Below are 20,729 nucleotides of genomic sequence, written 5' to 3'. Positions count from 1 at the left end.
ATAAGTAAATTAAAATAGTTAAACTTTGTAAAGTATTATTGCTTTTTAGTGGCTGAATTACCGAGCTACAATATATAGGGCGTGAAATCGTCACCATGAGACAGGGTATTTCCAGCAAAACTGTATGACAGAATTTTGTCTTCAAGCTCCCTTTAGTCCGACAGGCGATCAACCACAAGCGATCGCCCAACTCAGTGCTAGTATCAAAGCTGGCAACCGTTATCAAACTTTACTAGGTGCCACGGGAACAGGCAAGACATTTTCAGTAGCAGCAGTAATTGAGAAAATTGGCAAGCCTACTTTAGTCCTGGCGCACAACAAAACCCTAGCTGCACAACTTTGTAACGAACTGCGAGAGTTCTTTCCTAACAACGCAGTTGAGTATTTCGTCAGCTACTACGATTACTATCAGCCAGAAGCTTATATTCCCGTCACCGATACTTATATTGAAAAAACGGCGGCAATTAATGATGAAATAGATATGTTGCGGCATTCAGCAACGCGATCGCTTTTTGAACGCCGTGATGTCATTGTGGTTGCTTCCATCAGTTGCATCTACGGTCTAGGAATGCCAGCAGAATATCTCAAAGCTGCCATCCCCCTCCAGATAGGTATGGAAGTAAATCAACGTCAAATTTTACGAGATTTGGCAAATGTTCAATATAGCCGCAACGACATAGAAATGGGCCGGGGAAAATTTCGCGTCCGGGGTGATGTTTTAGAAATTGGCCCAGCTTATGAAGACCGAATTATTCGCGTCGAATTCTTTGGTGATGAAATAGATGCGATTCGTTATATTGACCCCGTAACTGGTGAAATTCTTAAAAGTTTAGAAGCTGTAAATGTCTACCCTGCGCGTCACTTTGTCACCCCAGAAGAGCGCTTAGAAGTAGCTTGTCAAGACATTGCCGCAGAATTAAAACAGCAAAAATTAGACTTAGAACAAGCCGGGAAATTATTAGAAGCGCAACGCATAGATCAGCGGACACGTTACGACTTAGAAATGTTGGGTCAAGTTGGTTATTGTAATGGCGTCGAGAACTATTCCCGTCATTTGGCAGGAAGACAAGCTGGAGAACCACCAGAATGTTTAATTGATTATTTTCCCAAAGATTGGCTATTAGTTATCGATGAATCTCACGTTACCGTCCCCCAAATTCGGGGTATGTATAATGGCGACCAAGCGAGAAAAAAAGTTTTAATCGATCATGGATTTCGGCTTCCTAGCGCTGCTGATAACCGCCCTTTAAAAGCAGAAGAATTTTGGCAAAAGGTGAATCAGTGTATTTTTGTTTCAGCAACTCCAGGAAATTGGGAATTAGAAATTTCTGAAGACAATGTAGTTGAACAAGTAATTCGACCAACTGGGGTGGTTGATCCAGAAATTTCTGTGCGTCCTACAGAAGGACAAATTGATGATTTGTTGGGAGAAATTAAAGATAGAGCCGATCGCCATGAAAGAGTGTTAATTACCACACTAACCAAACGCATGGCGGAAGATTTAACAGAATATTTGCAAGAGCGTAGTATCAGGGTACGGTATTTACATTCCGAGATTACTTCTATTGAGCGCATTGAGATTTTGCAGAACTTGCGCGAGGGAAAATTTGATGTTTTGGTTGGTGTGAATTTACTGCGGGAAGGGTTGGATTTACCTGAAGTTTCCTTAGTAGCAATTATGGATGCAGATAAAGAAGGTTTCTTGCGAACCGAGCGTTCCTTAATTCAAACTATTGGTAGAGCCGCGCGTCACGTCCAGGGACAAGCGATTTTGTATGCCGATAATCTGACAGGTAGCATGATTAAAGCCATTGATGAAACAGACAGGCGGCGGGGGATTCAAACGGCACATAATCGACTGCATGGAATTACACCGCAACCGATTGTGAAAAAATCAAGTAATGCGATTTTGGCTTTTTTAGATGTATCTCGGCGGTTGAATGCAACTGATTTGAAAGTTGTAGATGAACATCTAGATGAACTACCGTTAGAACAGATTCCCCAATTGATTACTCTGTTAGAAGTGCAGATGAAAGAAGCGGCGAAGAAACTGGAATTTGAAGAGGCGGCAAAATTGCGCGATCGCATTAAACATTTGCGAGATAAAATGCTGGGACATTAACGTGATTCTTATGCTCACGAATCAGCAATTACCGTCACATAAAGGTTATTACGTCAACCCTTATGTGACAAAGTTTTATTAAGAATCCAGTCACCAGTGCAACTTGATGATTGCTCGGAACCAGAACCAGATGGTCTTGCTATTATTCGCCTAATAAACAGTGAGAGCATATTTGCAGAGGATGTGGCTGGGAAAATTTTCCCTAGAAGACAAAGCCTAGAGACAAAGGTTAAATTCGATTAGAAAGTAATCGAAGGTAATATCGAAATGTTTCAAGTAGAGGTCAAGTGCGACGATTCTGGTCAATACATTGGAGAGGTTGCCGATCCTGAGAGAGAAATTTTCTACTCTACCTACAAATACCCTACCCAGCATCAAGCTACAGAGGATGCGCGAAAGTGGATTGATTGGTTTGAGAAGCTTCCGTATGGAACTGTTGAAAGTATTTACTATATTCTTTCTGTTCCAGAGACTTGGCCAGGCCCCCCTGCCAATGGTCATCCCTACTCTGGGCTTCAGATCAAGATTGGAAGAACCAAGGATGTTCTGCGTCGATTACAGAATTTACGAACTGGAACATCTGGGCAACTAATTGTTCATGCGCTTGAACCAGGAGGTTCTAAAGTAGAGAGAAAACTCCACAAACGTTTTGAATCAGATAGGCGACAAGGTGAGTGGTTTGCTTGCTCTCCTGAACTGGCTAAACATATTTTTGAAACATGGAGCCACTACAAGGTACTCCCTCGTGAACATCAACATCTTGTCTTGGAATTGCAACACAGGATTAAGATTTTACGTGCAACTCGGCAGGTTTTTGATGGAGCGCCAGATATGATAAATCCCTCACTTAATGAGCCTTGGGCTGGAAAAGTTCTTATTGATCTTGTTCATCCAAGTTGGATTCGTAATGAGAAAATGTTTTAAGGTCTTTTTTAGCATTGCTGCCAATCGCCAGCTAACACGTCAGCGAAACGGACGGACGAAAGCTGCTGCTGGAGGGAAAAGATCATCTGCCGCCGATGATTTGAGCCGTTAATGACTTGCTTCGGCGATCGCATTAAACATTTGCGGGATAAAATGTTAGGACGTTAACGTGATTCTTATGCTGACCAATATTCGCCTAATTAGTGTCGAAGAATATCACAAAATGGCGGAAGCGGGAATTTTTCATCCTGAGGAACGCTTAGAATTAATAGCGGGACAAATCATCAAAATGTCAGCAAAAGGAACTGCTCACGAATCAGCAATTACCCGCACAGAAAGGTTATTACGTCAACGCTTGGGTGACAAAGTTTTATTAAGAATTCAGTCACCAGTGCAACTTGATGATTACTCGGAACCAGAACCAGATATTTCAGTGGTGAAGCCCAATGCATTAGATTATGAGGATCACCATCCCAATGCTTCGGAAGTGTTTTTACTGATTGAAATAGCTGATTCCAGTCTCAAGTACGATCGCGAAGTCAAAGCGATCGCCTATGCTAAATCAGGTATTATTGAGTACTGGATTTTAGATGTGAATGGACGCAAGTTGTATATGTATCGTCTTCCCAGTCCAGACGGCTATCACAGTGAGAGTATACTTGCAGAGGATGTGACAATTTCACCTTTAGCTTTTGGTGATTGCGCGATCATAATTCGAGAATTATTGCGAAAAATCTAGGGGGCGTTCGGCATGTTTTCGCTATCCTAGAAAAGTAAATTATTCCCTGATCGCACCAAATGGTTGCTTTACCCGATGGCATTTTGATGAGTGCAGAAGAATATCTCGTTTGGGAAGCCACCCAAGAACAACGCTACGAGTATTGGGATGGCGAAGTTGTAGCGATGAGCGGTGGTACACGCAACCATAATCGGGTTTCCGGAAATTTCTTTAAGCTTCTAGATGATGCCCTAACCGATCGCTCCTGTGAAGTATACATTGTAGATGTGAAGGTGCAGGTAGAACTGGGGCAAAAGTATTTTTATCCAGATGTGGTAGTGACTTGTGATGAGCGCGATGGCGATCCAGAATTGGTACAATTTCCCTGTTTAATTATCGAAGTGCTATCACCTTCAACAGAAGCAGTTGATAGGGGGAAAAAGTTTAGCAAATATCGCCAATCTCCAACCTTGCAAGAATATGTTTTAGTACAAGTAGAGCAACCGGGTGTGGAAGTGTTTCGGCGCAGCGAACAGGGTAAATGGGTGCTGTCGGAGTATAATTTCGATGAAATATTGCGACTGGAATCGGTGGATGTAGAAATAGCGATCGCCGATTTGTACCGACAAGTGCAGTTTGAAATAGAAGCCACTGAAAAATAAAATCCCTTCCAGAAATTCAAAGACAATTACGAGGAGCAGAGCTTCTCAGGATAAATCATGACTATTGATGCAGAAATTTTACAAACACTAGATCAAATGCCAGAGTCACTTAAACAAGAACTCTTGCATTATGCCAAATATTTAGTTGAGAATTATTCAAAGGCTGTTTCCCAGGAAAGTTCACTACAAAAAAAGCGTCGCTCTGGTATCTTAAAAGGAACTTTTGTTTTACCTTTGCCTGATGACTTTGATGAACCTCTCGAAGTTTTTCAGGAATATATGGAATGAGTGATTTACTTTTAGATACTCATGCCTTTATCTGGCTAACTGAAAATGACTCCAGCCTTGGAAATGATCTGAGGATGGCGATCGATACAGCAGATATCGTTTATCTCAGCATCGCTAGTCTTTGGGAAATTGTTGTATAATTTTTCAGAAAGTCAGGGAGTTCACAGACGTTAGACTGAATATAAACCAGGAGATTTCAAAATGGCTATTTTGTCTTGGGGAAGTGGGAGAGATGATATACTTAAAAAAATTAGTGACTGGGTTAACAATCTACATCACCAAACTATTAGAATCATCGAGATTAAGGGTTTTCAGAATCAGGGTACAACTCAGACCCAATGGATTCCTTTACGGGGATCAACTCAAATAAAAATAACAGTTGAGAAAGTGTCTCCACTCCCCTTAAAAGAAGAGAAATCCACTATAACTTTTGAAATTAGCGGAACCAATGACAGTGATGAACTTACCAGATATTTTATTGGTTCACATCAGCTTAATTTATCTCAAGAACATGGTGTTCTGGTTATTGATTTTGCTCATGGTAGTCGTTATCAAAATGAAGAGGGACATGAGATTTTGGCTGCAAAAGTTCTTATTATTACAAATAGTCCAGATCAATTATCTGATGATGATATTCGTGCTTTAGTCAGCAAGATACAGGACTAACGCAAAAGATAACAAAAGGTAGCGGTAATTCATGAATTACCACTACGCAAGAATAAGGTTTTAGGTCACATCTTGCCTAAGTTCTAATATACTCTAGCTGACTTTTTACGGGAACTGAAAAACCTCTTTCCTAAGAGTAAAAAGGCTTTGAATTTTCCCCTTTCCCTACAAGGGAAGTTGGAGTCAACATTGTCCAAGCCAAGCAGCCAGCAAGGATACAATGGGCTGGACTAGCTGAAGCGATCGCCAGAAACCATCTGCGAGATCAAAGGCTAGAGCATTAAAACTTGCTCAGGGTAATAATTGGACAGTAGATGTAGAAATAGGGATGTCTACGACGGGCTACGCCTACGCTCATTTGTACCGCCAAGTGCAGTTTGAAACCGAAGTCACCGAAAATTGAATAGATGTTATGGATAGTCAATACCAGTCAGCGATCGCAAGTCCCGCGATTCTAGAACAGGACTTACGCAAAATTATGAAAAAACGAACCGCAAAGGACGCAAAGGACACAAAGAAATAAGAGTTTCAGAGAGTTTTTGCGTAAGTCCTATAGAAAATTCCTTGACATTGTGAGTGACAAGAGTCGCGGGACTTGCGATCGCTATTCCTGCAATCAAAATATCTATCGAACCAATTGGAGTAGCTTGTTGTCAGACATCGCTCACAGCTATAAGAGGTTGTTTGAAAAAAAGTTGTGGGTCAACCGAAATATTTAATACTTCAAGAGACATCCTCTTAAAACCAGTTACGCAGACTATCATCGAAAGTGGAGAATGAACCGGGATAGAAGATGACTGCGATCGCTATGGACTGTAATTTACAGAGGCAATTGGTTACATAATTACAACGGACGGGAGCCAAACACGACTTGTACGGTGAAATAATTACCAGTTTATAAAGGGGATCGCTATTCAACTAATTTGAACTTTGTCAAAATTTGGCATTTCTTCTTAAATTGTATTTTATCAACTTGAATTCCCACTGCTTATGAAGCTACGTGCATACATGCTTATCGGATTTTTTCTGAGTATTCTCCTAAGTTTAGTGCCGTTTTCAGGCAACTTTACCATTGCTGCAACACCAAAAGCCCCCGCACCCGTATCTGCACTTTCATTCACCCAAGGAGTGCAAAAAACGGTATTGGATAATGGTTTAACCGTGCTAACCAAAGAAGTTCATACCGCTCCCGTGGTGAGTGTCCAGGTTTGGTATAAAGTCGGTTCACGCAACGAGGTTAAGGGAGAAAATGGGATTTCCCACCAGCTAGAACATTTGATGTTCAAAGGCACAACCGACCGTCCAGTTCAGTTTGGACGGTTGTTTAGTGCCTTGGGTAGCCAGTTCAACGCCTTTACTAGTTATGACGAAACAGCCTATTTTGGCACAGTGCAGCGAGACAAACTCGAAGCATTGCTGACACTAGAAGCCGATCGCATGAAAAATGCTTTAATTGGTTCTGAGCAACTCACAAGTGAAAAGCGCGTAGTAATCTCGGAATTACAAGGCTACGAAAATTCACCTGAGTATCGTTTGAATCGAGAAGTCATGCGAAATGCTTTCCCCAATCGAGCCTATGGCTTACCAGTGGGAGGTACAAAAGCCGATGTCGAGAAATTCACGGTGGAGCAGGTGCGGAATTACTACCAAACCTACTACAGCCCAGAAAATGCCACCTTGGTGATTACCGGGGATTTTGCCACAGAACCTGTACTCAAAGTTGTGAAAGAAACTTATGGGAAGCTGGCAAAAACAGGAGGCGGGGACGCGGGGACGCTCTTACGCGGGGACACGCAGAGTTCGTTAACAGCGTCACCGCGCCTCCCACTCTCCACGTCTTCCTCCCTCCCCGCGTCTTCTTCACCCACCTCTGCTAATCAAAAAGCACCCATCGTCCTGAAGCAACCTGGAAGCGCAGCACTACTACAAACGCTGTATCCTCTCCCAGACATCAAGCATCCCGATGTTCCGGCAATTGATGTCATGGATGCTGTTCTCACAGGTGGACGTAGTTCTAGGCTTTACCAGGCTTTGGTGGAATCTGGACTTGCTAGTTCAGTTAGTGGTGGTGCTGCGGAACTCATCGAACCGGGTTGGTATGAAATTAGTGCTACGGCGGCTCCGGGTCAACAGTTAAGTAAAATTGCTCAGGTACTCCAGGAAACTTTGACAAAATTGCAACAGCAGCCAGTCACCCCGGAAGAATTGAAGCGAGCCAAAACGCAACTGCAAGCTTCTTATATACTTGGTAACCAGGACATCACTAGTCAGGCTAACCAACTGGGATATAACCAAACTGTGGCCGGGGATTATCATTTTATTGAAAAGTATCTTGCTGCGATCGCCAAAGTCACCCCAGCCCAAATACAAAAAGCAGCCAAAACTTACCTCAATCCTGCTAAACAAACCATCGGCTACTTTGAGCCGACCCAACCAGATGGTCAACCAGGAACTTCTAGCGCTGGTTCTGGTCGCACGGTGGAAAATTTCAGCCCTGGTAAACCTGTAGACCCAGCAGAACTGGCTAAATATCTGCCAGCTGCCACATCAGCTACAGACTCTAACAAACAATCGCTTCCAGAAGAGTTTACCTTGAATAATGGTTTGCGGGTTTTGTTATTAAGCGATCGCAATGTTCCGACAATTAATATCAGTGGCAAAATTGATGCTGGTACTGAGTTTGACGGTAATCAAAAAGCCGGATTAGCGAATCTAACTGCAATCAACTTAATGAATGGAACCCAGACTAAAAATGCTCTCACCCTAGCAAAAACCTTAGAAGACCAAGGAGCCGGTTTAGATTTCAGTGCTAGCCGCGAAGGTGTAAATATAACTGGTGAGGGCTTGTCAGCAAACCTGCCAATATTGATTCAAACTCTGGCAGATGTCTTAGAAAACGCTACTTTCCCCGCCGACCAATTAGAACTCAGTCGCCAAAGGGCACTGACAAGTTTAAAAGTCCAGCTAGATGACCCCACAGGACTGGGAAGACGGGTATTTCAACAGGCAATTTACCCAGAAGATCATCCGTTTCATAGCTTTCCCACAGAAGAGAGTTTAAAAAACATTACTCGTGATGATTTGCTTGGTTTCTACCAAAAACATTATCGACCGGATACCACAGCGATCGCAATAGTTGGAGACTTCGATCCAGTTAAGGTAAAAGCTTTGCTGAATGAGAAATTTGGTAAATGGCAAGCCACAGGTAAGCCACCTGTTCTCAAAGTTCCGTCCGTGTCATTCCCGCAAACTTTGAAACGTTTAAATCCAGTAATTCCCGGTAAAGCTGAGGCAGTAACCTACATCGGCTACAACGGTATTTCCAGGAAAGACAAGCGTTTTTATGCAGCATTGGTGCTGAATCAAATTTTGGGTGGTGATACCTTAGCGAGCCGCTTGGGTACGGAAGTGCGCGATCGCCAGGGTTTAACCTACGGTATTTACAGTGCTTTTGCCGCCGGAATTAATCCCGGTCCCTTCTTGATTCAAATGCAGACTGCTCCCGGAGATGCCCAAAAAGCGATCGCCAGTACTGTTGCTTTACTCAAACAATTACGCGAACAAGGAGTGACTGAGGCTGAATTAAACACAGCAAAACGCTCAATTACTAACAGCTATCCTGTAGATTTAGCCAATCCTAGTAATGTATCTAGTATCATTTTAGATAATGCTGCCTTGGGACTTTCACGAGCAGAAATTCGAGAATTTCCTGAGCAAATTCAGGCAGTTAATATGGCTCAAATCAAACAAGTAATTGAGGATTTAATTAAGCCGGAAAATTTGGTGATTGTCACCGCCGGCCCTGGAGATGTTGTGCCCAAGGGGGGCTAAGGTAACTTCATCTCGTGCATTGAGGAAGATGGGGAAGAGCAAGTCAAAAGGCAAAAGTAAAAAGAAAGAATCTTTTGACTTTTGACTTTTTAACAAAGTATGTTCAGTTTAATTCCCCTGCCTCTACAGGCAGAACGTTTTGTGTCGGGGTTAAATCCCCGTTACAAAACGTAATTACGAATTACGAATTACGAATTACGAATTATTTTAATGCCCCATGCCCAATGCAAAATTCGTTGTTAGAATATCACCAGTCCGCTCAATTAAACGAAACACACAGCTTATGATTACTCAAATGATGGTTCAACCCTCATTCTGGGTAGATTCTGGAATCAAACTCAGTAAAGTTAGGGACATATATTTATTTAAATTTACTGAAGAATTGCAGTCTCGACTTGAAGAACTGTCACAGAAGAAAAAAGGCGGATTGCTAACTTCAGAAGAAGAAGCTGAATTGTCAGGCATATTGGAACTGGATAGAATTTTTACCTTGCTTAATGCCAAAATCATTTCTGAGTCATGACAGTTAATGATGCTACGAAAAAATTCGTGAGAGAAAGAGCTAAATTTCTTTGCGAATACTGTCATTCTTCAGAAGAAGCAAGTGCCGCTTTATTTTCTATTGACCATATTATGCCTCAATCTCTTGGCGGTTCAGATGACCACGATAATTTAGGATTAGCTTGTCAGCGTTGTAATGGATATCGCTATAATTTTACAACTGGAATTGATCCGAATACAGGAGAAATAATACCTCTGTTTAATCCACGGCAACAAAAGTGGTATGACCACTTTATTTGGTCAGCAGATGGTCTAAAAATTGTTGGCATTACTTCCACAGAACGAGCTACTTGTAATCGTTTAGACCTCAATGATGAACGTCACAACGAAGGGTCTATTCTCAAAGCGCGTCGTCTGTGGATCAAAGGTGGTTGGCATCCACCTGATGAAGATCCACGACAAGTATAAGAAAGTGAAGCTTGAAATAGGACGGCTTTCACCCTCTTTTTTTCTGATATGTAATGCAAGGGATGTTCTTTGGCATTACAGTGCTGAATAATACATCCATGAGTATATTGATTAGCTATTTATCTATCTAACGGAGGAATTGAGAAACATAGTATCAGGACAAAATAAACAGATATTCCGATCACCTGACGAACTTTAACTCCATATCCCCTATTTCTCTTGAGAAATGGGGAATTTTTTTCAAAAGCTACCAACATGGAATTATAATCGGATATTTATCTGTCTTTAGGAGGAATAAGATAAAGTTGATAAATAATAAAAACTTAAATAGCCCGATTACCCTACCGGACTTTAGTTTTAGCTCTCCCCTTGTTTTTATCTAACAGGGGGGAGTTTATTTAAAGAATTCAGAATTCAGAAGTCAGAAGTCAGAATTGAATCAATCGAGAATTCGTCTTGAAAAGCTTTTATCACAGTAAACCTCAACTCCAACTTTTCGTCGTAAAATCCAAAATTCCCCAACCCGCAGATTTTTAAATATTCTCTGAATCCTGAATTCTGACTCCTGAATTCTGACTATTCTTCTTCTTTATTGTCTTCAAGATTAGTTATTTTTGTATTTTGCATCAGAATATAGTTTTGTTGATTCTGTTGTTCTTCTTTCTTATCTTGCACAACTTGAGTGGCGTATACTTCCACATCTCGCTGAATAATATCTTCTACCTGACCAGCAAACAAATTAAATGCCTGTTCGTGACTTGTATAATTACGATAAGGACCTGTCAATTGCGAAAATTGCCATCCTTGGGTTTTCAAAGATTCCACCGTGCGGCGATAGTGTCGCCAGCGTTCTCCATAGTGAAAAAATTCTTCAATGGCAGCACTAATAGCAACTAATTGACTAATAAAAAAAGTTGAACCGATAAGAAAATTTTTTTGAAGCTTAGTTTCAGCAGAAGTAGTATTAATATTTAGAGTGATTAAGGCCGGGAGAATGACGCCACCAATAATAGTTGTTAGCCGCCAAAAGTAATGGCGATCGCGTGCAAAATTTGCCTTACCTTCCATCCAAAGTACTTGGTCTAACCAGCGCGATCGCAAAAAATGTCTTTGGACATCGCCTAACTGCATCCCTGCAAATAATTTGTTAAAATCTTCCTTTAAAAATTCTTGATAATTATCTTTTTTTGCCATTATTTACTCCTTGGTGGAAAGCAAACCCTGAATTATTTTGCCTAAGTTATCAACTCCCTTCTCCATATCGATCAAGTCGATATACTGCAATTTACCAGATTTTGCTAACTCTTGAGCGCGATCGTCCGTGGCGTTTCCAACCAAAGCACCAACAAGTATATCTGCGGTTCTACCACTACCAGCGATCGCTACAACTAACCTACCAGTATTCACGCTAGAAAACGCATCCTTAAAGGTAACTTCACCACCGTTCAAAAGTACAGTCACCGAAGGTGCGCCACCAGCTAACACCGTTGCAACATCAGATATCCAAGGAGATTCATCGCCCCAATTACTACCAGGAACTAGCAAAAAATGGGTATGATTTGGCTCTAATGGTGTCAAATCAGCAACTTTTAATTCATTGGGTAAAGCCACTTTGCTTTCAGGTGCCACACCAACCAAACCAAACTTAGCACTTATCTGGGTACGAGCCGCACCCATTAATCGCATAACTCCCGCATCCGTACCCCCATCTACGACATAAGCGCCCAAAGTTTCAGCGATGGGGGCTAAAATTTCTACAAACAACCGTTGAATGCGGAGAAAGTCGGCTTCACTGATGTTACTTGCACCGCCCACCACTACTAAAACAGGACGTGAATCACTAAGTCCTATTTGTTTTAGAGTATTTGGTAATTCTGTTTGCTGATTAACTCGAATAGCTAATGCTGTTCGTCCGCTGTCAAAGGTAAGTTTTAAACAATTTTTCATTTGTCCAAAATGCTGACTGCTTAAGTTTTCCAGAGTAGTGCTTTGCAGTCGTGTTCGGCAAGCGTCGTATTACGCACAGTAGTCAATTAATCGTGTTTCTATAACGTTTTTATCCGGGCGTTGTTGAGTAGAAATATGAATTTGGATCGCGCAGAGACGCAGAGTCGCAGAGAGTAAGAGTTGAGAAGAGTTGATTTTTCAAATTTTATATTCAAATTCAGCAACGCCCGTTTTCATCCCTGTTGGGGAAAATCTGGGTTTGCTTTTGTGTTTCCATCCCCTTTCGGGGCAATGCGATCGGAAAGCAGCAAACAAAGGGGCTTGTTACTTGAACCACTTGATGGCAGTAACTGCCACGAAGTGCTTCCACAAGGGCACTGCCATGAAGTGCTTCCACAAAGGAAAGAAAGTATAAAGGCACGGAAGATCATAAATATTATACACGGGGTTTTAAACAAGATTTGGTGTGTAATTTATAACGTGCAGATATTCGACGACACAAATCGGGTAAGTGTCGGGACAAATCAGCTGAGTCATAACCAATTTGGAATGCAAGGTGTTTGAGCGATTGGGGTGGAAAAGATTCTTGATGTAGTTCTAAAAAGGAACGCACTTTATTTAGATCAAATGGGCGATTAGTTTGAGAGTATTGTTCGGATAATGGTAAATCCTTTAAAACTATAGAGCTATCAAGATTAAGGCGGCCGAGATAAACATCAATTAGAGAAATTGATAATCGGTAGCATACACGTAATAGTTTATTAAGTTGAGGCAATGCATTGCCAACACGCCAATCTCTAGGAACAGTAAGACTTAAATGCATTTGTTCGGCAAAAGCTTTAGCATTACCCTGAGTCACAACATCAATACACTTATTTATAGCTAGAGCGACTGATTCTCGATTTGGTGGTTCAATTAAATATGGTGTTTGAGCAATTAGTTCTCCAACTTGTTGGGCAACAAAATTGTGCCATTCTCCTTCTTCGGTATGATAGAATTTTGATTCTAGCATTGAACAAGCTGTACCCAACCAATAATGACATCTACAGCAAAATCCATTTTTAGTATTCCAAGCTAACAAGTAAACATTTTGACCACAGTTGGGACAATAATTCATTAAAGGATACTGATGTCTAGAACAAATTTTAACTGTTGAAATAGACCAAATTAATGGCTCGTAAAGTGGAAGACCATTGTTGCTCCATTCCGAATAACATAACGGACACCAAGCCTTATATTTACGCAAGAGATTTCTAGTTGGTACAACTTTTGACCAAGGTATTAATGTTAAATATTTTAAGATAGGCTGTTGAGTTAGCTTTTGTAAAACTAATAAAGGCTCAAGTGCCATAGTTCCAGTTCCATTCCATGCACCTGTTTGGTTAAAAAAGATGTGGAAAAATATCTGTGATAAACTATCTGGATTTGGTCCTTTATAGCGATTAATTTTAGGGGCTAATTCCTGAGCCAGTAAAATTCCTGTGGGAATTTGGTGAGTTGCAGCTAAACGTGTAATGTAGCTGGTCAAACTTTCAGTAAACGCTGTTCCTAATAATAGTGGTTTTAAAGGATATAAATGACTACGTTGTGGTACATCTATTTGTTGAGTATACCAAGGGGGTTTTAAGTTCAATTGATTATCAAGCATTTCCACCTCCAACAATATCTCTTTTGGGATTTCGTTCGCCAGGATAGTGTTTTTGGCGTTTGATTTTCGTTGCCGAATCTGCCGATGAATGGTTGTCAGCTACTTCCTCATTTAAGCTATTTTGGCAAAACGTTGCGCTTCATCAACTAGAAAAATTTTTAACTGTCTCTGTCTAAATATATACTCTACATCAGCTCGTAAATCACCGAGGTTAGGCTTAACTTTTACTGTTTTTTGTTCGCTACCACTAGCATAAACCCGACTACTAGATACTCTAACCTTATAATCAGCAAATGGTTCTCTTAAAGCAATTAAAACGCTTTTGTAGTAATCTTTCCAATCAAAAGAACCGCTGTCTGGAGAACGCGCTTCTACTCCCGCAATGGGAAGATATGCTAAATCTTGCATCATTAAACCTTGGTTTTGTTCAAAGATGATTTTCATTACTTGAGATAAGAGGGTTGTTTTTCCCACACCTGTAGGACCAAACAAGAAAATTAATGATGCACCCCCTGGATTGTTCACCGCATCTAACAATTCTTCATAAGCTTGCTTTAAAAGCCGATGTACTACTGTAAAGTTAGTAAAATAATTTATTTTATCCGCATCAGATGCTGTTAATAACTCTTGGGATAAGCCTGCGGGAGAATGCATTACCAAAACTCCTCATATGGTTGAATTTCTTCGGGAATAATTTTTCTGGTCTCTGGTGGTTTTATAGGGAATTTTAAAACTCACTCTTTCTGCTTCTGAGCATAGCGCGGATGATTCTAAGTCCACATATATCCTTTGGTCTGCTATCAATTTATATATGTAATCTGCATTGATTCCTGCTGCAATTAACTCTGATAATTTTATTCCTGGACTAGCGGAGATTATTTTGATTGTTTCAACTATCTCTTGTGTGGGAACTTCTAATTTATCCGATAAATAATCTTCTAAAAAATAGAGATTTCTCTGTTTCCTCCAATTAATTTCTTGGTCGGAGCAAACTTGATAATATAATCCCCAATTTTTGGCAAACTCTTCTCCTGGGGGACATCGCCAATTGCCGTTACTATCTGACTGGTAACGATTTGGCATTTTTGATGCTAATTTTTCCAGTTCATCTGCTGTTTTACATTCTGACCAACCTGCCTGATCTCGTCTAATTACAAAAAAGTCTGGTGTATGTAATACTCCTATTTGTCTTCCATTTAAACAGCAGTATTGCAATTTGATTTTTGGTGGTTGGTCGTAATATTCTAAAACCTCTGGGTCATATTCCATTTCATATATTCGTGCCAATTCGTTCCGGTGGCTCTCAAACTGAATTATCACTCCCATTTTTTTACTGGGATATCGCCCGACAACATTCCCAACCCTTCCCCTGACTCGTCTGGAAGGTGGAGAACTCCGTATACTTTGAATCATTCCATACTGCTGTGATGACAATGAGAGTGATGCAGACCATGAGCTAAACTCACCTTCTGTCAACATTGCTACCTCGGTATGCAATTTCTACCTTAATTGCATACTTATATTTAAGCCAATATTTTTCTTCCAAAATTTAAGAATCGTTAATTCTTTCTACTTACTGACACTACCTACTTCCATAAAACCATCCTATTAGTCTTTACAACCTTTGCCTGGACTGCTATTTCCTGCTTTCTACAGTCTGAATAAACAATCATTAAAATTGGTTTTTTCCCAGTATTTGTATATGATATTATCTGCTATTTTTACCGCATTGCTACTGATGTCATCGGCATTTTCTACTTCCATATTCACATTCTCACTCCTAAAGTAGGGTAAATGCTTTTATACAGTAAACCTAACAACCGTTGATACATAAGGGTTTTCTTGATTTTTACTGGTGGCACATACTTACTGCCACGATTGTGCTTCCATTTTTATACTTACTGCCATCGTCTGCTTCCACTCTTTCATGGATTTTCTGCCAGCGCATTTTCTACATCACGAAGTAATCAACCTTTGAGGTGCATTTACTGCCATCGTCTGCTTCCACTTTACTGCCATCATGTCGGTAAAGTGACAGGGCTGCAATTTGAAGAATTCTAGTTTCCATCCCCTTTCGGGGTGATGCGATCGTAAAGACGGAGAATTTCCAATGCAAGTACAAGTAATTGAAAGAGTTTCCATCCCCTTTCGGGGCGATGCGATCGTAAAGCCAAGATGTATTTTGCTACAAAAGTGTTGCTTGGAATGTTTCCATCCCCTTTCGGGGCGATGCGATCATAAAGGTCCAATATGCTTCTTTGAAAATTCAATTAAGCCATCGTTTCCATCCCCTTTCGGGGCGATGCGATCGGAAAGTGAAAGTCAAGTATGGACTTACGTTGATTTACAAAAGTTTCCATCCCCTTTCGGGGCGATGTGATCGGAAAGCAGGACTCGTGTCGCTGACGGCGGTCTTCGCCATGAGTTTCCATCCCCTTTCGGGGCGATGTGATCGGAAAGGGGATTTCTTCCGATTGTGGGTGTTCCGGCAACAAAGTTTCCATCCCCTTTCGGGGCGATGTGATCGGAAAGAGTTAACTTTTGGAAACTTTACTACGAGCGGGTTTCAGACCCCCTAATCGACGCATCTCTTGATGAAGACAAAAAATCTTCAAAAATTCGTCAATTTTGTAGCCTGAAAGCCTTACTGCACAAGGCATCGACGCATGTCAACGAAGTTATGCGGTTTTTAAGGTTCGGGCGAGATGCGTCGATGAGTTTCAACACATCGTTAAACAATAAAATGTGTTATGTGTGCTTGTCAAGTTTTTGATACAGAAGAGTACCTCTTTGAACGTGATGCATAAAATCTCTTGATTTCTCTCTGCGCTGTCTGTGCCTCTGTGGTTTATAAGTTATTTATTTGACTACTTCAGACCTAGAGGACACAGAGCTAAATTTCGGTGAGTAGATTTGCTACTTCGGCGACAGCATTTGTTATTTCGGCGGTCGCATTTTTATTTCGGCGACAGCATTTGTTATTTTTGCGGTCGCATTTTTATTTCGGCGACAGCATTTGTTATTTTTGCGGTCGCATTTTTATTTTGGCGACAGCATTTGTTATTTTTGCGGTCGCATTTTTATTTCGGCGACAGCATTTGTTATTTTTGCGGTCGCATTTTTATTTTTGCGGTCGCATTTTTATTTTGGCGACAGCATTTGTTATTTTAGCGACAGCATTTGCTACTTTGACGTTAGAGATTACCAAGAAATAAATAACTACTACCTGTGGGGTGGGCGTCTCGCCCGCCCAATGCTTAGGGCGGACAAGATGTCCACCCCACAAGAAAAATTGAATGTTTTTTATGAAAAAAGTCAAGGTTCAAAACCTCGCCCCTAGTGGGCGAAAAAATCCGCATCATCGCAAGGTAGGTTGAAACCCCACAAGAAAGTGGGTGGCTTAGTTTAATCCCCCTGCTCCCCCTGCAACGCCAGCTCCCCCTGCTCCCCCTGCTCCCCCTGCTCTCTTCATTTGGAAGTCCTTTAGGATCGTTTGTCTGTACACCTATGCAAGCAGGGAGGCGAAGTCCATTGCGATGGTATTATGCCCCTACCGATGTACTTCATGTACCTGAAAAATGCTGTATATCTGGTATCTAGGCACAGAGCCTATTTTAATTCTGAATTCTAGTTGCGACCATCAAAACTGGGTGATTTGAAATTTTTAATCGGGGCAAAATTACCATGACTGCTGCTGTCTTCTTAGAAAACGTCTACAAGTTTTACAACAAAGTACCTGTAGTCAATGACCTGTCATTCCAAATTGAAGCGGGGGAAATATTTGCTCTACTTGGCCCCAACGGTGCGGGAAAATCTACCACAATTCGGATGCTGACTACACTAACCAAACCCTCCCAAGGACGGATAGAAGTAAATGGATATGATGTGGTCAGCCAACCAATGTTGGCAAAACAGAGTATTGGCGTAGTCTTGCAGCAAGTCAGTGTAGATAACGATTTAACAGTTTGGGAAAATATGGAACTGCATGGGAGACTACATCACATTAGCAACCCGCAGCGACAACAATTAATTAATCAATGGCTAGAATATGTTGAACTCACAGAAAAACGTCATGATTTGGTCAAAACCCTGTCTGGGGGTATGAAACGACGGTTGCAAATAGCGAGGGCTTTACTGCATGAACCGCAAATGTTGTTTTTGGATGAACCAACGGTAGGACTAGACCCCCAAACCAGGCGACGCCTTTGGGAAATTATTCGAGATTTGAATAAGCAGGGAATGACAATGCTACTAACGACCCATTATATGGATGAGGTCGAATTTTTGTGCGATGCTTTCGGTTCCACCAAGCCAGGACGCATCGGTATTATGGATGGCGGTAAGCTAATTTCTTTGGGAACGCTAAAACAACTGCGTTCTACTCACGGTGAAGGCTTGGTGATGAAGCAATTAGGTTTATCTGAAGTAGGAAGTGACAGCGCCCTTGCTTGGGAATATTTATTTTTCCCTTCATTGGAAGAAGCAAATATCTACTTGAATGAACAGCCCGATAAAACCGGAATGATGGTGCGTCCCTCTAACCTGGAAGATATTTTTGTGGAATTAACGGGACGCCAGTTAGATTAATCTCATCCCCCTAACTGCCGCAGCATGGCTTCTACTCTGTCTACGCCATCTAAGTCATTGCGCCGTTTATACAAGTCACGGGCTTTTTGAAGGGCGGTGTTGGCTTGTTTGGCTTGCCGTCGCTGTTTATACATCGAACCCATTAATTCATAAGTTTGGGCATTATTTTTATCTAAGCTCAGTGCTTGTTCGTATGCCCAGCTAGCTGCACTATAATCTCCTAGACGAGATTGGGTTACAGCTAAGCCTAAGTAGGCATTAACATTGTTACGGTTCAGTTGTATGGCACGACGGTAACCTTCTTTGGCGCCGGCGGTGTCTCCCAAGTTGGCTTTGATGTAACCGACAGCGTAATAAAAATCACTATTGTTAGGGTTGATAGCGATCGCCTTACGATAAGCCGTTAATGCCGCTTGATAATTTCCTTGTTGAGCGTATAAGTAGCCAATACCTGAATGAATCTTAGCATTCTTGGGATCTAGCCTACCTGCTTGTTGATAAACTGCGATCGCACCTCCATAATCACCAGCGTCTACTAACCTCCGTCCTTCCTCTAGCAGTTGCTTTAACTCTGGGTTTTTAGTTTGTGCCATTAACACCTGAGCCTGAGTCGGTGCAGGCATCGTAAAGGCAAAACATCCTAGTAACACCACACTAAACACAAATGATGTAGGCTTGTACACAGTAAATTTCCTGAAATTTTAGAGGACTTTTTTCTTGTACATTAAAACAAAAATGTGGACTTTTGAAAACTGTATTTTTTCGCATTGATTAAGATGTTAATAGTTCATTTGCTCTTTCCTTCATAATCAGGAGTACATAACAGAGTTTTTACTGAATGGTGGAGTGTAAGCTCTCAATGAGCAAAGGCAATTATTCTACAGATAAATCTGTAGAATAGAAAAAATAACACTTTTTTCTCAGTGCTTATACGTATTAGTTAAAAAACTAACAAATATTTGAGTTAATCATCAATAGGCGATGCAGCAATATTAGAGAGAGTTGAACATTCATACCCGTTTGTTATTTTATTTAATAACTTGCTGAGTCTGTATCAAATTTGCTCAAATCTTTAGTCCTTAATACTAATTTTAGTAAACTAATATCCAGGCGTTTACATCCTTTTTTGGTCATTACACGATAAGATCAATGCAACAAGCAAAATGTTCCGGAAATTCCTGTTTGTAGTTAGACAATACTCTCTTAGTAGAATGGCGATCGCTTTTTTTAATTGCGTGAGGTGTATTTATCAAACCTCTCTACAACACAAGCTAATTGTCTAGGTATAAATTACTTGTAATCGCTAGTTTAATTATGTTATGTCCATCTACTTCATAAACATCAACATATATAATATTCATGAGGCTAATTTATGATTATAACTACCACTGATGTGATTCAAGGAGCCGTTATCGAATCATATTTGGGTATTGTGACAGCAGAAGTGGTCTATGGTAGCAATTTTTTGCGAGATTTTATAGCCGGTATTCGGGATATTGTTGGTGGACGCACTGGCAGTTACGAACGTTTATTTGAACAGGGTCAACGCAAAGCACTAGATGAATTAGAACAACGAGCGCAACGTTTAGGAGCAAACGCTGTAATCGGAATTGAAATTGATACTGGCACAATCAATGTTGACCAATCAGGAGTTTTAATGCTGATTACTGCTACAGGTACTGCTGTGAGAATACGTTAACTCAGACTTGTGTGTATTCCACAAAAGGTTAATAAAAAGTAGTCACAATTCTAAATTTGTGAAAAACAACATCCCCGACTTTTGAGAGGTTGTTTGAAAAGTATTTCGCTGTGACCTTAGATACTTTTAGATCCCCCCTAACCCCCCTTAAAAAGGGCTTACGGTGTATACACAACTCGAATTACCCCCCTTAATCCCCCCTTATAAAGGGGGGAAACAGGAAATCCAGTTCCCTCCCCTTAACAAGGGGAGGGTTAGGGTGGGGTAAAAAATATTTGATACATCAATCATGACTTTTCAAACATCCTCTTAGACAAGTCAGGAATGTTGTTTTCAATGTTTATAATTCAATACAGTTCATAATGAGCAACAAAACCCTCATGTAGAGACGCGATTTATCGCGTCTTCTCTAGACCAATTATCGACACCATTAACCCTTAACCCAAACGTATTGGTTTATTGAACAGAATTCAGAATTCAGGAGTCAGAATTCAGTATGAATTCTGTACGACTGGGTAATGAATATTGGTTTAAAACCTTGCCCGCAAGTGGCGCGAAACTAGTATTAAATTTTTTTCACTCATTTAAAACTCTACCCCTTCCCTACGGGACGCTGCGTGTAGCTTGCTTCCCTGTAAGGGTACATGGGTAGAGTATTCTGAATTCTG

The 20,729-nt window shown here is 41.0% G+C and carries 19 protein-coding genes and 1 CRISPR repeat array; of the genes, 13 read left to right on the top strand and 6 right to left on the bottom strand.

The window, feature by feature from the left end:
• Positions 1-124: 124 nt before the first annotated feature.
• From uvrB to IQ276_RS03205, 11 genes are all read left to right on the top strand, one after another.
• On the top strand, positions 125-2,122 hold the full coding sequence (uvrB, locus tag IQ276_RS03250) for an excinuclease ABC subunit UvrB (RefSeq protein ID WP_193915978.1): 1,998 nt from the start codon (positions 125-127) through the stop codon (positions 2,120-2,122).
• A 267-nt stretch (positions 2,123-2,389) separates the two neighbouring features.
• Positions 2,390-3,046: a GIY-YIG nuclease family protein gene (locus IQ276_RS03245; RefSeq protein ID WP_193915981.1), complete on the top strand. Its 657-nt coding sequence runs from the start codon at positions 2,390-2,392 to the stop codon at positions 3,044-3,046.
• The gene (locus tag IQ276_RS40010; protein WP_255264296.1) at positions 3,030-3,158 is read left to right on the top strand and encodes a hypothetical protein; all 129 of its coding nucleotides are present in this window, start codon (positions 3,030-3,032) and stop codon (positions 3,156-3,158) included. The genes IQ276_RS03245 and IQ276_RS40010 overlap by 17 nt, the downstream gene beginning before the upstream one ends.
• A gap of 66 nt (positions 3,159-3,224) precedes the next feature.
• Complete coding sequence (locus IQ276_RS03240) at positions 3,225-3,785, top strand: Uma2 family endonuclease (protein WP_193915984.1); 561 nt, start codon at positions 3,225-3,227, stop codon at positions 3,783-3,785.
• 59 nt (positions 3,786-3,844) lie between these two features.
• Positions 3,845-4,426, top strand: a complete 582-nt coding sequence (locus IQ276_RS03235; RefSeq protein ID WP_193915987.1) for a Uma2 family endonuclease — start codon at positions 3,845-3,847, stop codon at positions 4,424-4,426.
• 57 nt (positions 4,427-4,483) lie between these two features.
• Positions 4,484-4,714 (top strand): type II toxin-antitoxin system VapB family antitoxin, encoded by a 231-nt coding sequence (gene vapB, locus IQ276_RS03230; RefSeq protein ID WP_193915990.1) that lies wholly within the window; start codon positions 4,484-4,486, stop codon positions 4,712-4,714.
• Positions 4,711-4,854: a PIN domain-containing protein gene (locus IQ276_RS03225; protein ID WP_193915993.1), complete on the top strand. Its 144-nt coding sequence runs from the start codon at positions 4,711-4,713 to the stop codon at positions 4,852-4,854. Before vapB ends, IQ276_RS03225 begins: the two co-directional genes overlap by 4 nt.
• Positions 4,855-4,915: 61 nt before the next feature.
• On the top strand, positions 4,916-5,380 hold the full coding sequence (locus IQ276_RS03220) for a hypothetical protein (RefSeq protein ID WP_193915996.1): 465 nt from the start codon (positions 4,916-4,918) through the stop codon (positions 5,378-5,380).
• Between the two features lie 990 nt (positions 5,381-6,370).
• Positions 6,371-9,211, top strand: coding sequence for a M16 family metallopeptidase (locus IQ276_RS03215; RefSeq protein ID WP_193915999.1), 2,841 nt, complete (start codon positions 6,371-6,373; stop codon positions 9,209-9,211).
• A gap of 283 nt (positions 9,212-9,494) precedes the next feature.
• Positions 9,495-9,734 carry a hypothetical protein gene (locus tag IQ276_RS03210; protein WP_190875606.1) on the top strand — a complete coding sequence of 80 codons (240 nt, stop codon included), beginning with the start codon at positions 9,495-9,497 and terminating at the stop codon, positions 9,732-9,734.
• Complete coding sequence (locus IQ276_RS03205) at positions 9,731-10,180, top strand: HNH endonuclease (protein ID WP_193916001.1); 450 nt, start codon at positions 9,731-9,733, stop codon at positions 10,178-10,180. The genes IQ276_RS03210 and IQ276_RS03205 overlap by 4 nt, the downstream gene beginning before the upstream one ends.
• A 576-nt stretch (positions 10,181-10,756) precedes the next feature.
• On the opposite strand, the gene IQ276_RS03200 is transcribed toward IQ276_RS03205, so the two are convergent.
• From IQ276_RS03200 to IQ276_RS03180, 5 genes are all read right to left on the bottom strand, one after another.
• Positions 10,757-11,374, bottom strand: a complete 618-nt coding sequence (locus IQ276_RS03200) for a DUF4231 domain-containing protein (protein ID WP_193916011.1) — start codon at positions 11,372-11,374, stop codon at positions 10,757-10,759.
• Between the two features lie 3 nt (positions 11,375-11,377).
• A complete protein-coding gene (locus IQ276_RS03195; RefSeq protein ID WP_193916014.1) occupies positions 11,378-12,127 on the bottom strand; it encodes a TRP family putative cation channel in 750 nt (249 codons plus the stop codon).
• Between the two features lie 436 nt (positions 12,128-12,563).
• Entirely contained in the window at positions 12,564-13,775 is a 1,212-nt protein-coding gene (locus IQ276_RS03190; RefSeq protein ID WP_193916017.1) for a TniQ family protein, read from the bottom strand.
• A gap of 111 nt (positions 13,776-13,886) precedes the next feature.
• The gene (locus tag IQ276_RS03185; RefSeq protein ID WP_235115324.1) at positions 13,887-14,429 is read right to left on the bottom strand and encodes an ATP-binding protein; all 543 of its coding nucleotides are present in this window, start codon (positions 14,427-14,429) and stop codon (positions 13,887-13,889) included.
• A gap of 12 nt (positions 14,430-14,441) precedes the next feature.
• Positions 14,442-15,254 (bottom strand): TnsA endonuclease N-terminal domain-containing protein, encoded by an 813-nt coding sequence (locus IQ276_RS03180; protein WP_193925757.1) that lies wholly within the window; start codon positions 15,252-15,254, stop codon positions 14,442-14,444.
• Between the two features lie 581 nt (positions 15,255-15,835).
• Positions 15,836-16,301: direct repeats of the CRISPR family, unit length 30 nt; unit sequence GTTTCCATCCCCTTTCGGGGCGATGCGATC.
• Positions 16,302-17,459: 1,158 nt separating this feature from the next.
• Here IQ276_RS03180 and IQ276_RS03175 point away from each other — a divergent pair.
• Positions 17,460-18,362, top strand: a complete 903-nt coding sequence (locus IQ276_RS03175; protein WP_193924790.1) for an ABC transporter ATP-binding protein — start codon at positions 17,460-17,462, stop codon at positions 18,360-18,362.
• A gap of 2 nt (positions 18,363-18,364) precedes the next feature.
• Here IQ276_RS03175 and IQ276_RS03170 read toward each other — a convergent pair whose 3' ends face one another.
• On the bottom strand, positions 18,365-19,045 hold the full coding sequence (locus IQ276_RS03170) for a tetratricopeptide repeat protein (protein WP_193924784.1): 681 nt from the start codon (positions 19,043-19,045) through the stop codon (positions 18,365-18,367).
• A gap of 689 nt (positions 19,046-19,734) precedes the next feature.
• Between IQ276_RS03170 and IQ276_RS03165 the strand changes: the two genes are divergently transcribed.
• Positions 19,735-20,061 (top strand): YbjQ family protein, encoded by a 327-nt coding sequence (locus tag IQ276_RS03165; RefSeq protein WP_073641073.1) that lies wholly within the window; start codon positions 19,735-19,737, stop codon positions 20,059-20,061.
• Positions 20,062-20,729: the final 668 nt, after the last annotated feature.

The sequence above is a fragment of the Desmonostoc muscorum LEGE 12446 genome, assembly GCF_015207005.2.
In the GTDB taxonomy this organism is placed as follows: Bacteria; Cyanobacteriota; Cyanobacteriia; order Cyanobacteriales; family Nostocaceae; genus Nostoc; species Nostoc muscorum.
This window is presented reverse-complemented; position numbering and strand designations above follow the sequence as displayed.